Source organism: Streptomyces sp. NPDC002671, from assembly GCF_053592475.1.
Genome location: NZ_JBSFVU010000012.1, coordinates 1 through 12,897, shown reverse-complemented (window position 1 = coordinate 12,897; position 12,897 = coordinate 1). Strand labels below are relative to the sequence as shown.

Sequence of the window (12,897 nt, the reverse complement as noted above, 5' to 3'; positions counted from 1 at the left end):
GCGCATTTGGCTTTCCCTTATCCAAGGCCCCCATTCCTGAAAGCTTCGAACCTCGATGACCAAAATAGCTGCCAGGGCACCCGAGAACGTCTTCCTTCCGGGTGACCGGCGCCGGCACCGCAAGCCCAGACAGAATGGCGCGGGAACCGGATTTCGCCGGGCCCTCGTCCTCGCCATGGCCGTGCCCGCGGCGTCCGCCGCCCTGGCGGGTCCGTCCGCCTTCGCCGCCCAAAAGGATGTCGTCACGACGGCCAAGTCCCATGACCTGGACACCGACGACCAGCAGATGGCCAAGAACCTGGAGACCCGGGTACTCGATCAGCGGCTGGGCTCGAACGTGAGCGGCGTGGTCCTCAACGCCGACTCGAACACCACCGTATGGGGCCACAACGCCTCCACCGCGCTGATGCCGGCGTCCAACGCCAAGCTCGCCACTGCGACCGCCGCCCTGACCGTGCTCGGGCCGAAGCACCGGTTCACCACGAAGGTCGTCTACGGCCACGGCACCCTGACCCTCGTCGGTGGCGGCGACCGTACCCTGACCACCGCCGACCTCGCAGAGTTGGCGAAGACCGCGATCGCCGGACTCAAGGCCGCGGGCCGGACCACCGTGAAGGTCACCGTCGACGACAGCCTGTTCCCGGAGCCGACCCTGGCCAAGGGCTGGAACGACGGCTACTACCCCGACACCGTCGCCCCGGTCCGCGCGCTGGTCGTCGACGGGCACGGCGTCCAGGACACCTCCATCGACGCCGGGCAGGTCTTCGCCGAACAACTCGCCGCGGACGGCGTAACGGTCACCGGTCACGTCACCCGCGCCACCGCACGCTCGACGGACGTTCCGGTGGCCCAGCACAAGTCGGCGCCGCTGTCGGACATCGTCCACACCATGCTCAAGCACAGCGACAACAACATCGCCGAGACCCTGCTGCGGATGACCGCCCTTGGCGCTGGCCGCCCGGCCACCTTTGAGGGCGGCACCAAGGTCGTGCGCCACGTGCTGAGCCGGGTGTACGGCGTTTCGCTCGACAACTTCCAGCTCTACGATGGCAGCGGCCTGTCCCGGGCCGACCGCATCCCGGCCACCACCCTCGCGCAGATCCTCGAACTGCCGGCACAGCCCCGCTACGCGCACACCCTCGGCTCCGTCCTCGACGGCCTGCCCGTCTCCGGCGAGGCCCGCAGCACGCTCGGCCCGGAGTACGGCCGCTTCGACGACGCCAACTCCAAGTGCGCGGTGGGCAAGGTGCATGCGAAGACCGGCACCCTCACCGGCGCCATCTCGCTGAGCGGTCTGACTCAGGGCAAGGACGGCAAGTGGAAGGTGTTCTCCTTCGTCGAGAACGGCGCCACGGCCGACCCGAACGCCATCAAGGACGCGATGGACGACCTCGCGGCGACCGTCAACGGCTGCTACGCGTAAGGGATTCAGCCTCGGCACTGAGGAGCTCTGGTATTCAACTGTCGCCAGATCCCCGTGGAGCCCAGCCCGTTGGTGACCGTTTGCATGGCGGGCAGCGCTCGGGTCGCCTGAAAGGTCTGCAAGGAAGCGGTGTGTCCGCGGCTACCGGCTCGTTTCGTCGGCATCGGCACCTGCGCAGTGCTGCCACGTACAGCACGCATCGACGAGCGCGGCACCCCCTTTGCACCGTCGAGCACCTTCGGGAACCTCCCTCTGCAGGATCCCCTCTGACAGGGCGGTATGCCACCGCCGACGGGTGAGCTCCGCGTCGCTTGGCCCGGTCGAGCGCCTCGGGAGTCTCCGTCGTGGTGGCTCTTCGGAGATTGGAGACACCCCCCATGCGTCTTTCCACCGCTCACAGAACCGCCACCCGGCGGATCGCCTCCGTCGCGATCGCCACCGGTGCGGTGCTCGGACTCGTCGGCGCGTCCACCGGGACGGCCGGCGCGGCGACACCGACGCACCCCGGCCGCCCGGACAGTCCCATCATCGGCGGCACCGAGAAGCCCGTCGGCGCGTATCCGTTCATGGCGGCGCTGCTGTCCAAGGGCCGGGGCAACCCGCTCGACCGGCAGTTCTGCGGCGGCAGCCTGCTGGCCCCGAACGTCGTCATGACGGCCGCGCACTGCGTCGTCGATGAGCAGCCCAAGCAGCTCGAAACGGTCGTCGGCCGTACCGTGCTGTCCAAGAAGAACCAGGGCCACCTGCGCAACGTCACCGACATCGTCGTCCACCCCCGGTACGCCAGGGGCCAGGAGGCGTACGACATCGCGTTCCTGATGCTGGACAAGCCGGTCACCGGTACCGCACCGGTCAACCTGCCGACCGTGGGCACGGACGCACTCATCCGCCCGGGCGCCAAGGCCACGGTCATCGGCTGGGGCAACACCGACACGGAGGTGCCCAACTATCCGGACCGGCTGCGAGCGGTGAACGTCCCGATCGTGTCGCACATCGAGTGCAAGGCGTCCTACTCGAGCTACGACAAGAAGGTCAACGTCTGCGCGGGCGTCGAAGGCAAGGACTCCTGCCAGGGTGACAGTGGTGGACCGATGTTCCGGAAGCTGCCGGGCCGCCGCGGGGTCTACCAGACAGGGATCGTGTCGTACGGCGACGGCTGCGCGGCACAGGGGGCTCCGGGCGTGTACACATACACCGGTTCGGCCAAGCTGTGGGACACGCTGGGCGAGTCCGCCAAGGGCAGGAAGGTGAAGCAACTGCTCGGCCGCTGATCTGGTGAAAGGATGCCCTGTTCTCGCAAGATCCCCAGGTGAACAGGGCATCCGCAGAAGCCGGGCCACGGATCACCTCAGCTCCGAAGGTCCAGGCAAGTTCGAATCCTGCCCTCGCCGCGGGCGCAGGCTTCGCACGCTTCGGCGCCGCGAAGGGGCCGGATCCAGTCCGCGCAGTGCTCCGCAGGCGGCTGCCGCGGCATGGGTGCCGAACACGGATCCCGAGTGCCGGCCGCGCGAGAGCATCTGTGACGGCCCCGGAGACATTGCCCGGGACGCGCTGTGCAGCGGCGCACGGCGGAAGTAGTCGTCGAGTTCGAAGCCCTGGATGAAGGTGCCGTTCAGCACCGCAGCCGCCGTGCCGCCGGCGGCACGCCCCAGCCGATGAGCGGTGTGCTCCCGGCGCCCTCCATGGCCAGGACGGCATCAACAGCCCCCACCGGGAAACGGCGAGCATCCCGAAGGCATGGGCACGGGCGAGCATACGGCCGTGCCGGGCCGCGGGCATCAGCTCGGTCAAGTGCGGGTCCACCAAGGCCGGTTCGCCCCCCATCCGAACACCGAGCAGGACGCGCAGCACGATGAGGGACGTCGCGTCCTGAGCGGAAACCGGCACCACCGAGAGGACCGCTTGAGGGGCTGGAGGTCCGTCATGACTGCAGGCGCTCCAAGACTCCCCGGGTGACCGGCAGGTCGGCGGTCGATCAGGGCAGGCCGGTGGCGTCCAGCCCGGAGCGCAGCAAGGTAAGCAGGTCGGCCAGCGCTGCTGGCGGATCCGGTTCGAGTGCGACGAGCATCATTGCGTCGATGATGAATCGGGCCACTGCGCGGATCCGTAGGTCGGGAGTCTCCAGGCCACGGTCGGCCGCGAGCGCGTCGGCCAGGGTGTCCGCGTGCCGTAGCCACATCTGCTGCCAGTGGACGCGCAGTGCCGGGGTGCCGTGCACGAGGGCGAGGAACGCCTCGAACTGTTCCCGCTCCCGCGGATCCCCTGTAAGCAGTGACACCAGGTACTCCTGCACCGCGTCGAGCACGTCCCGGCCAGGAGAGCGCTGACCGACCGCGGCAACGAGGCCGGCGGCGATCTCCGGCTCCCGGTCGAAGAGCAGCGCTTCCTTGCTGCGGAAGTAGGAGAACAGGGTCGGCACCGAGACCTCGGCGGCCTCGGCGATCTCCGCCACGGTGACCGCGTCGTAGCCGCGTTCGAGGAACAGCCGCAAGGCCGCGTCGGCCAGTGCCCGGCGGCTGCGGGCCTTCTTGCGCTGCCGCAGGCCGGGCGCTGAACGGTTCGGTTCGGTCACACATCGAACCTAGCAGGTTCCATAGCGACGCAAAATCTTAAGTGGCTTAAAAACTTCAGTGGTTGAAGAACCGTCAGCTGCTGTGCTTCACTCGTGCCGCCGGCCGTCGAGATGACGCCGTCCTCCATCCGTTGCCCCGCCAGAGATCCAACAGCAACGAGTGCCGGGGTTCGCTCATCCGAGTTGTTGACCGAGAGCCGCCGAGGGACCGCAACGATTTTCCGGCCGCCACCAATGCCTTGCCCTATCACCCGACTCGCGAAAGGAGTATCAGGTGCAGCGCGACAGGGATTCTCAAGGGATTCGGCTTGAATCACCCGCGTTTTCTTGCGATATGTGCGGCAGACCGATTCGCCGAGGCTCCCAAGATGACATCAGGGCCGGGAAGAAGCGTCCACGATACTGCTCGAACGCCTGCCGTCAGCGCGCCTACCGTCAGCGGCTCAAGGACGATGGAATGAGTGCTTCGACTGCGACCGGAACAGCCCGTTTGAGCAGTTTCATCGGCCGGACCGATGAGCTGGTGGAGCTGAAGCGGCTGGTGCGCGCCACACGACTGCTGACCCTGACAGGGCCCGGGGGTGTGGGCAAGACACGTCTGGCGGTGGAGTTGGCTGCCCTTGAACAGCGCGGCGGACGCTGTGAAGTCAGCCTTGTCGAACTGGCGTCGGCGGCCACGGGTGAGCAAGCGCGGCAGCGGATCACCGAAGCGCTCGTGGGAACCAGGGAAGCGCGTGCCCCAATGGTGGGGGCACGGAGCGGGACGGGCTCCGACCGCGATCGGCTTCTGGTGCTCGACAATTGTGAGCATGTGCTCGACGACTGCGGGCTGGCCCTCAGCGCGTTACTCCCTCGCCATCCGGGCCTGCGCGTCGTGGCCACCAGTCGCGAACCATTACGATTGCCGGGCGAAACGGTGTACTCGGTGGGCGGTCTCTCCCTGCCGGATCCCGATGGCGCCGGATCGCTCGCCGGCTTGCTGCGCTCGGACGCCGTCCAGCTCTTCGTCCACCGGGCGCAGGCCGTCTCCTGCGGATTCCAGCTCACCGCGGACAACGCCGTACACGTCGTCGCGTTGTGCGCCGGGCTCGACGGGCTGCCGCTGGCGCTTGAGCTGGCGGCCGGTCTCGTGCGGGCCTTTCCGCCGGGCGAGATCCACCATCGGCTGGACGACCGCTTTTCCCTCCTGACATGCGGATGGCGTACGGCGGATCGACGTCACCAGAGTCTTCGCTCGGCCATCGAATGGAGCTATGACCTGCTGACGCCTCAGGAGCGGTCGCTGTTCCGGTCACTGTCGCTGTTGCCGGGCGGGTTCGGGACGGATGCCGCCGCGGCCGTCGCCGCGGACCATGACATACCCCCGTCGGCCGTGCCGCAGCTGCTGGCCGGCCTTGAAGCCAAGTCCCTCATCGTCCCCGGTGCCGACGGGGCGGGTTCCGCCCGGTTCCGGATGTTGGAGTCGATCCGGTGTTACGGGCACGAACGGCTCCGTGCCGAGGGCGAGGAGATACGGGCCTACGACCGTCTCGTCGACTGGCTGGCGGAACTCGCGCGCCCGTTCCGGGAGGCAGCGCTCACGCCTGCCGAGACCTGCCGGCGGCTGGACGAGGAACGCGACAACCTCACGTCTCTGCTGCAGTGGTTGAGCGTGGGCAGCGACCCACGCCAGCTCCTCCTCGCCGGGGCACTGGCCCTCGTGGACATCAACCGGGGGTGCGGGGCGGAGTCCCGCACGATGCTGGCCGGGGCGTTGGACCGTACGGATCCGGGAGCGGACGACCGCAGCATCGCTCTGTGCATGCAGGCGCTGCTCATCGCGTGGGAGGGGAACGCCGGCGAAGCGGTACAGCTTGCGCTGCGGGCAGTGACGCTCGAGCGCCGGCGCCCGCAGCGCCGCGATCATCTGATCTGCCGCATGCTGCTGGTGCTGAGCCTGGCCCGGACGCAACACGGCGACCAGAGTTCGAGGGCCGATCTCGAGGAGTGTTTGGAGATCAGCCACCGGGTCGGCGATCGCGTCATGACCGCGTTCTGCCTGATCCTCCTCGCCTGGCAGTTGCTTGGCGGCGGCGATACGGTCCAGGCGGTGCGGCTGGTTGACCAAGCCCTCCCGATCCTGCGGGGCGAGGCCAATCCGGTCCTGCTACGAGTGCTCCTGCACACGGCCGGCGTCCTTGCCCTGGAACGGGACGACTGCGCTGCGGCGGAGGCGTACTTCGCCGAGGCGCTGGGAGACACGGACCAGGTGAGCGACGCGGCTCACCTGGGCGCAGCCGGTCCCGCGCTCTGGGGCCTGGCTGTCAGTGCGGCACGGGGCGGTCGGTTCGAGCGGGCGCTGCGGCTGTTCGCGGCCGTCGAAAGGTACGACGTGTCCGCGGCCCTCGTACTGCCTCCCTGGTTCCGAGCGCAGGTGGAGGAGGCGGCGGCCACAGCGCTGAGGGCGCTGCCCAAGGCACGGGCCGAGGGTGCGCTTGCGGCAGGGCGCCGGCTGGGTCCACGACAGATCGTGGACTACGCACGGGACGGACAGCCGGCAACGGCACCCGGTGGGGACGACCCGCTCAGCCCGCGCGAACGGGAAGTGATCGACCTGGTGGCTGCCGGACTCACCAATCGACAGATAGCGGCCCGGTTGTTTCTGTCGGTTCGCACCGTCGAGACCCACGTCCGCAACGTCCGCGCCACACTCGGACTGCGTTCCCGTACCCATGTCGCCGCATGGTCCGCACGGCGGGCGCAGGCCGTGACCACACGCACCGAAGAAGGGGCCGGAGCCGGGTCCGTGGTGTAACGGTGTTCGTCACCGGGGGCCACGTCCGCTGATTCGCCGTTGACGAACCGGAGCCGCATCCGAGCCGCCGGGTGAGGAAAGCACGGCGGCCAGCGCCGCCAGGGGAGATGAGTGGCCCCTGGCGGCGCCTTTTTGTGCGCTCGTACGCCGTGCTGTTGCCGCTGTGGCTGACGCCAAGGCCGCGAGGCCGCGATCCGCCGACGCCTCGTGTCTAGCTCTACGGTCCCAAGCCGCCGTCCTACGCCACGGACCGGTGTCCGCGTCACGTCGGCGTAACGGTGGGCATTGCCGATGTGGCGGCCCTCCAGGATGAGGATTCTTGTATGCGCAGTTCGATCCCGTGGCGGTGACCGAAGGAAGAGACCCGCCTGCTGATTCGACGCCGCCCTTGTCCGTGCGATTGCGGGCGTGCGGCGGTGGTCGCACCGGAAGCGGATCGTCCTCCCCATCCAGGCACCCTTCGAGGAGTTCTCCGTGCGTATTGTCATGTCCGCTACGCGTATGGCCGTGGTCGCCGCAGCCGTGGTGGCCGCCGCATCGACGGTTGTCCTTCCCGCCACTTCTGCCACAGCCGTGACCGCAAAGCCCGCGGCGGCCTCGGCCAACTTTGTCGTGAGCCAAGCCCAGTTCCAGCACATGTTCCCGAACAAGAACCCCTTCTACACCTATGCCGGGCTGCGCAACGCGATGAACTCCTTCCCGGCTTTCGCCCACACGGGCAGCGACACGGTCAAGAAGCAGGAGGCGGCTGCCTTCCTGGCGAACGTCAGCCACGAGACCGGCGGCCTGCGGTACACAAAGGAGCAGAACCCCGCCAACTACCCGCACTACTGCGACGCGAGCCAGCCGTACGGCTGCCCGGCCGGCCAGGCGGCCTACTACGGCCGCGGACCGATGCAGCTGAGCTGGAACTTCAACTACAAGGCAGCGGGTGACGCGTTGGGCATCGACCTGCTGCACAACCCGAACCTCGTGGAGACCGACGCCACGATCTCGTGGAAGACCGCGCTGTGGTACTGGACCACTCAGTCGGGTCCCGGCTCCATGACGCCGCACAAGGCGATGGTCAGCGGTGCCGGATTCGGTGAGACGATCCGCAGCATCAACGGCGCGCTGGAGTGCAACGGCCAGAACCCCGCCGAGATGCAGGACCGTGTCAACCTCTACCGGCAGTTCACGCAGACCCTGAATGTCACCCCCGGAGACAAGCTGACCTGCTGATCGCGACGGTGGCGGCGGTCCGTCACCACCACGCCGCATCGCACGCTGTCGCACCCACCGTGGTGCCCGGCCGGCAGGCGACACCCTTGGCCCCAGGAGGCCGGCACACAACCGGCCTCCCCCCTCCGCCTTGCTGCGGTCGCCTTCTCGCGCCGTTCAGAACCCGCTCGTTGACGTCATCCGGCGAGGAATCATGCGCAGAACACCTCTGAAAATCCCCCTGCGACCTTCCCTGACAACCCTCGTGACCGCGCTGGTCGCCGCGATCGCAGCGGCGCTGTTGGTGGCCACACCGAGTACGGGCGCGGGTGCGGTTGCTCCACGCTCCGCCGCACCGGCTGCCGCGGCGGCGATCGACCACACGGTCACGTTCGTCAACAGCACCGGCAGGAAGATCTGGATCGGCAGCGCTGTCAACGCCGACAGGTCGAAGAACTTCGACAAGCTGCCGATCCTGGAGCCCGGCCAGTCGGCGACGGTGACCATTCCCGAGACGACGGCGCCCGGCCACTGGCGCGGAAAGTTCTTCGCACGCATGGGATGTACCGGGAAACCGGGCAGCAACTTCCACTGTGCGGTCGGGGACTGCGGCGAGTTCGCCGACCATTGCGCCAAGGACACCGGAGAACAGCCCGCCAGCCTCGCGGAGTTCAACTTCGACTCCAAGGACGCTGTCGCTCCCTGGTACGACGTGAGCTACGTGAACGCGTTCTCGGTGCCGATCACGATCGCCCCCCAGAACGTGCGCCCCGGCGGTGGCGGGTGCGACACGGTGGGCTGCGCGAACAACCTGCTGCCGAACTGCCCCGCGGGCAATCTGACGCGCTGGGCGGACGGCAAGCCGATGCTGTGCACCAACCCCAACCGGGATGCCAAGACCGCCTATAGCGACATGATCGCCTCCCACTGCCCGAAAGCCTATGGGTGGTCCCGGCAGGACCAGGAGCCGGGCAACCAGGTGATGCGGCAGTGCAGCAAGTGCAGCGGCTTCCTCGTGACCTTCCACCGCGCCTCGTGACCGCAGAACACGCGGCCCCCTGGCCGTGAACGCGTCTTGACGAACGGCCGGATGAAAAGGAAGAAGCCATGCGAAAAACGCCCAACTTACGTGGTCTCGCCGTGATTCTGGCGGCTCTGGCCCTACTCGCGTTCGGCAATCACGCCGGCACGCCCACCAACGCGGTGAACGCGTCCTCCGCCACGGTGAAGAAGAAGGGCATCAGCGCCTGGAACTTCACCGGCGTCACCAACGCGCTCGCCGACTCGAAAGCCGGTTGGTTCTACACCTGGTCCTCGGGCAAGCAGCAGATCACGCCCCCGTCCGGGGTCGAATTCGTGCCCATGATCTGGGGCAAAGGCTCGGTGACCGATGTGGAACTCGGCCAGGCCGAACAGCAGGGCAAGACCCTGCTCGGGTTCAACGAACCCGATATGCCGGGACAGGCCAACATGACTGTGCCGCAGGCGCTCGATCTGTGGCCCCGGCTGCAGTCGACCGGCATGCGGCTCGGAGCGCCCGCTGTCGCCACCGGCGCCGACGTCGCAGACGGCTGGCTCGACCGCTTCATGAAGGGCGCCGCCAGCCGTCACTGCAAGGTCGACTTCATTCCCCTGCACTGGTACGGCGGGGACTTCGACGCCACGCATGCGACAGCCCAGCTGCGGAACTACCTCCAGGCCACCCACAACCGCTACAGGAAGCCGATCTGGCTCACCGAGTACGCACTGATCGACTTCTCCACCGGCACCCCGAGGTATCCGACACAGGCGCAGCAGGCCGCGTTCGTGAAGCAGTCGACCGCCATGCTGCAGGGGCTGCCGTTCGTCGAACGGTATGCATGGTTCACCCTCTCCACCAGCCACGGTGACGGCACCGGACTCTACAACGGTGCGACGGCCAACGAGGTGGGCGCCGCCTATCGCGCGGCCGGCTGAGAAACAGCCCCACCCTCCATCCGGCAACAGCCTTGTCGGATCACGCATGCCGCCACGGACACGGAGCACATCGCTCCCTTCACCGATCCACCACGCCGTGAAACGACACCACATGAAACGAGGAACGAGCATGAGCAAGCGAAAGCTCTACGTCCCACTGGCCACGGGAGCCGTCGCGCTGACCGCCATACTGGGGCTCTCCCCGGCGAGTTCGGCCACGCCCAGGGCCCCGCAGGCAGGGGCCTGCTGGGCGACGCACTACGGTCCCATGCCCCCTGGAGCCCTCACGGCCAGCGGCGAGATCTTCGACAACAACAAGAACACCGCGGCGACCTCGCTGACACGCAATCCGCAACTGCCGTTCGGGACCCGCGTGAAGGTGACCAACGTCGCGAACGGCAAGTCCCTCGTCGTGCGCATCAACGACCGCGGCACCTTCCAGCAGACGCCGCAGGAACCGAAGTGCCTCGACCTGACCGACGGTGTCTTCAGCCGGCTCGGCGGCAGCCTCAACCCCGACGCCGGCCACATCGTGGTCCACCAGAAGGTCCTGAACTGATCCCGGGCTCTCGATCCACTGCCACCAGAAGGAGAGCCTCATGACCACCATCGGGCAGAAGACGGTAGTCGGACTGGCCACACTCGCGGTCGGCTTCGGACTTGTCTCTCTCGCCGCCCCCGCCGGGACGGCCGCTCCCGCGGCCCCCGTCATCCACCGCTGCGACGTGCACCACACCACTCCCGGGAGCCACCTCTTCGTCCGGCTCCAGACCGGTGACGAGGGACTCTGCTTCACCGGCCAGGGCACCACGACGGACGTCCAGAACCTGACCCCGTTCGAAGCGATCAACCTCAAGCCCGCCGACGGCAAGCTCATGCAGGTGACCGTCACCTACGTCACCGCGATGGGCGAGCAGAAGGACAAGGACCTCAACCGTGAAGGCCAAGTCTTCAGGTTCCCGGGTTACGCGTTCCTCAAGAAGGTTGTCATCAAGCCCCTTTGACGACCGACGGGTGCCTGGCCGACGGTCCTCGATCCCTGGCACGCCCAGCATGTGATGCGCCACCCGCAACACCCGGCGAACCGCAGGTTTGGTCCGGCTCGCACGGAAAACCACTCGGCGCGGCCGCGGAAGACGGCGACCGCGCCGAGTACCGCCCACGCACCGTTCCGCCCTGGGAGTTCGTACCGCCTGAACACCCCGGCTGCCCGGGCAAAGGTCCGGCTCCCCGACAACGACCCGCTGGGCCGCGGTGCCTTGCCCTACTTGGGAGAGAACCCGATGCGGTCGGAAGTCATCAAGCAGACCAACGCCGAACGCATCAAGGCCGGTTGCCGGCCGAACTGGCAGTGCTCGCCTACTATGCGTCGATCCCGCCGTCGCTTGGCTTCCCCGGCGCTTCCGGAAGCGTCGGCACCGCCGCGGTTCAGCTCGCCGTGGTGCACGGCGCGCGCGTGATCGGCACCGCCAGTCCGGCAAACCACGAGTAGCTGCGCTCACTGCGGGCCGAGCCCGTCGCCCACGGCGAGGGCCTCGTCGAGCGGGGGTTCGCGTACTTGCGCCCGACGGCGTCGGCACTCGACGTCGCCGGGAGCGGGGTGCTGCCCGAGCTCGCCGACGGCCCGGAGCACGTCGTGACGGTCACCGACTTCGGTGGCGCGCAGAAGCACGGGGTGACGTTGAGCCGTGGCGACGCCAGCCGCGTGCACCTGCTCAACGCACCGTTCGGCTTCGGATCTCGTCGGCTTTGTGCTCGGGGAGGACCTCGGCCAGGACACGTTCCACTCCGACCTGGGCGGCGATTGCTTTCGCCGTGCGGGTGTTGTCGCCGGTGATGATGACGACGTCCAGGCCGAGCTGTCTGAGGGCGGTGATGGCGGAGGCGGAGTCGTCCTTGACCGCGTCGGCGACGGCTTCCAAGCCGCTGCGGGAAGCGAAGTGTTCGCGCCGCGGTGCTGCAAGGGGCGCCGTCGCGATGCGGTCCGCTCGACCCAGGCGCCGCGCGGCAGTCCTTCTGCCGCCGCACGCCCGTCAGAATCTGCGGTGCGTCCAGAAGGGCCTCAGCGAACCGTCAGCGTCCCCTTCATGTTGGGGTGGTACGTGCAGATGAAGGAATAACTGCCCTTCTTCGACGGCGCCGTGAAGCTGCCGGACTTGCCGCCAGCGATCCGTCCGGTATCGAACGCCTTGCCCTGCGTCGCGGTGACGGTGTGCGCGGCGGAGTCGTCGTTGACGACAGTGACCTTCTGGCCTGCCCGCACAGTCAGGGTCGCCGGGCTGAAGGCGAAGTTCTTCATGGTGATCTGTGCTGCGCCCGCGGCAGGCGACGGTGCGGCTAGGCTGGAGGAGGTCGGCGAGAAGAAGTTCTCACTCGCGCTTGAGTATGCGGTTGCCAGCGACAAGGCTGCGGCCGTCGCGACCACGAGGGCTGCGGCGCGTCGGCAGTGATGGGCGGACGACATGGCCTGGCTCCTTCTTGGTAGGTCGGCTTTCGTTCCGCGAGGGCCGGAGGAAGGTGTTCATCGGGGACGGTGGCTGAGCGCCGCTCAGGTACCGCCGTCCAGTAAGCGATGAAACATCCCGGCCAGGAGCTTCATTTTATCGCCGGGTCATGGCGCTCGCAGGGCGCAGCGGCGCGCGGGGAGGGTGAAGGCGCGACCATGACCGAGCTTGAAGGTGCGTCCGCCCACAGCATGAGCACGGCGACGCCGACGTCCCCCGGGAAGGAGATCTGGAAGAGGGGGCAGCGCTCCGGCCTGATGCCCTCGGCGGTTCGGACAAAGGCTTCGTCATGTGAGCGCCCGTGCCTGGATGGCCGACCGTCCGCGGAACGTACTAGGGCCTGTGTGATGTCGTGATCAATCTTGCCGATCCGGGTCCGTCGGGAAGGCGGATCCGGTAGGAAGGCAATCGTGACGCGCAGGCAACTCACCGACGAGCAGTGGCAGTT

General features: G+C 67.9%; 12 protein-coding genes and 1 pseudogene. 9 read left to right on the top strand and 4 right to left on the bottom strand.

Translation table 11 applies throughout. The features are described 5' to 3' along the window. Positions 1–55: 55 nt before the first annotated feature. On the top strand, positions 56–1,423 hold the full coding sequence (gene dacB / locus ACWD35_RS19905) for a D-alanyl-D-alanine carboxypeptidase/D-alanyl-D-alanine endopeptidase (RefSeq protein WP_451352588.1): 1,368 nt from the start codon (positions 56–58) through the stop codon (positions 1,421–1,423). 377 nt (positions 1,424–1,800) lie between these two features. Then, the gene (locus tag ACWD35_RS19900) at positions 1,801–2,694 is read left to right on the top strand and encodes a S1 family peptidase (RefSeq protein WP_451352587.1); all 894 of its coding nucleotides are present in this window, start codon (positions 1,801–1,803) and stop codon (positions 2,692–2,694) included. A gap of 704 nt (positions 2,695–3,398) precedes the next feature. On the opposite strand, the gene ACWD35_RS19895 is transcribed toward ACWD35_RS19900, so the two are convergent. Continuing rightward, a complete protein-coding gene (locus ACWD35_RS19895) occupies positions 3,399–3,995 on the bottom strand; it encodes a TetR/AcrR family transcriptional regulator (RefSeq protein WP_451352586.1) in 597 nt (198 codons plus the stop codon). 490 nt (positions 3,996–4,485) lie between these two features. On the opposite strand from ACWD35_RS19895, the gene ACWD35_RS19890 reads away from it, so the two are divergent. From ACWD35_RS19890 to ACWD35_RS19860, 7 genes and pseudogenes are all read left to right on the top strand, one after another. Further along, positions 4,486–6,789, top strand: coding sequence for an ATP-binding protein (locus ACWD35_RS19890; protein WP_451352585.1), 2,304 nt, complete (start codon positions 4,486–4,488; stop codon positions 6,787–6,789). Between the two features lie 486 nt (positions 6,790–7,275). Next, positions 7,276–8,010, top strand: coding sequence for a chitinase (locus ACWD35_RS19885; RefSeq protein ID WP_451352795.1), 735 nt, complete (start codon positions 7,276–7,278; stop codon positions 8,008–8,010). A 193-nt stretch (positions 8,011–8,203) separates the two neighbouring features. Next, the gene (locus tag ACWD35_RS19880; protein WP_451352584.1) at positions 8,204–9,028 is read left to right on the top strand and encodes a thaumatin family protein; all 825 of its coding nucleotides are present in this window, start codon (positions 8,204–8,206) and stop codon (positions 9,026–9,028) included. A 68-nt stretch (positions 9,029–9,096) separates the two neighbouring features. Continuing rightward, positions 9,097–9,945, top strand: a complete 849-nt coding sequence (locus tag ACWD35_RS19875) for a glycoside hydrolase family protein (protein ID WP_451352583.1) — start codon at positions 9,097–9,099, stop codon at positions 9,943–9,945. A gap of 130 nt (positions 9,946–10,075) precedes the next feature. Next, entirely contained in the window at positions 10,076–10,504 is a 429-nt protein-coding gene (locus ACWD35_RS19870) for a septal ring lytic transglycosylase RlpA family protein (RefSeq protein ID WP_451352582.1), read from the top strand. 40 nt (positions 10,505–10,544) lie between these two features. Then, positions 10,545–10,949, top strand: a complete 405-nt coding sequence (locus ACWD35_RS19865) for a hypothetical protein (protein WP_451352581.1) — start codon at positions 10,545–10,547, stop codon at positions 10,947–10,949. Between the two features lie 323 nt (positions 10,950–11,272). Beyond that, positions 11,273–11,665 (top strand): annotated as a pseudogene (locus ACWD35_RS19860) (NADP-dependent oxidoreductase); the annotation flags it as partial. On the opposite strand, the gene ACWD35_RS19855 reads toward ACWD35_RS19860, so the two are convergent. From ACWD35_RS19855 to ACWD35_RS19845, 3 genes are all read right to left on the bottom strand, one after another. After that, positions 11,661–11,924, bottom strand: a complete 264-nt coding sequence (locus tag ACWD35_RS19855) for an HAD family hydrolase (RefSeq protein WP_451352794.1) — start codon at positions 11,922–11,924, stop codon at positions 11,661–11,663. The pseudogene ACWD35_RS19860 and the gene ACWD35_RS19855 overlap by 5 nt on opposite strands. 83 nt (positions 11,925–12,007) lie before the next feature. Continuing rightward, complete coding sequence (locus ACWD35_RS19850; protein ID WP_451352580.1) at positions 12,008–12,409, bottom strand: cupredoxin domain-containing protein; 402 nt, start codon at positions 12,407–12,409, stop codon at positions 12,008–12,010. Positions 12,410–12,540: 131 nt separating this feature from the next. Beyond that, positions 12,541–12,897: hypothetical protein (locus ACWD35_RS19845; protein ID WP_451352579.1), on the bottom strand; the 357-nt coding region annotated here is incomplete at its 5' end.

Bases quoted from the DNA above. Each gene is read 5' to 3' on its own strand.
- dacB (WP_451352588.1), top strand. From the start codon at position 56: ATGACCAAAATAGCTGCCAGGGCACCCGAGAACGTCTTCCTTCCGGGT.
- ACWD35_RS19900 (WP_451352587.1), top strand. From the start codon at position 1,801: ATGCGTCTTTCCACCGCTCACAGAACCGCCACCCGGCGGATCGCCTCC.
- ACWD35_RS19885 (WP_451352795.1), top strand. From the start codon at position 7,276: ATGTCCGCTACGCGTATGGCCGTGGTCGCCGCAGCCGTGGTGGCCGCC.
- ACWD35_RS19880 (WP_451352584.1), top strand. From the start codon at position 8,204: ATGCGCAGAACACCTCTGAAAATCCCCCTGCGACCTTCCCTGACAACC.
- ACWD35_RS19875 (WP_451352583.1), top strand. From the start codon at position 9,097: ATGCGAAAAACGCCCAACTTACGTGGTCTCGCCGTGATTCTGGCGGCT.
- ACWD35_RS19870 (WP_451352582.1), top strand. From the start codon at position 10,076: ATGAGCAAGCGAAAGCTCTACGTCCCACTGGCCACGGGAGCCGTCGCG.
- ACWD35_RS19865 (WP_451352581.1), top strand. From the start codon at position 10,545: ATGACCACCATCGGGCAGAAGACGGTAGTCGGACTGGCCACACTCGCG.
- ACWD35_RS19850 (WP_451352580.1), bottom strand. From the start codon at position 12,409: ATGTCGTCCGCCCATCACTGCCGACGCGCCGCAGCCCTCGTGGTCGCG.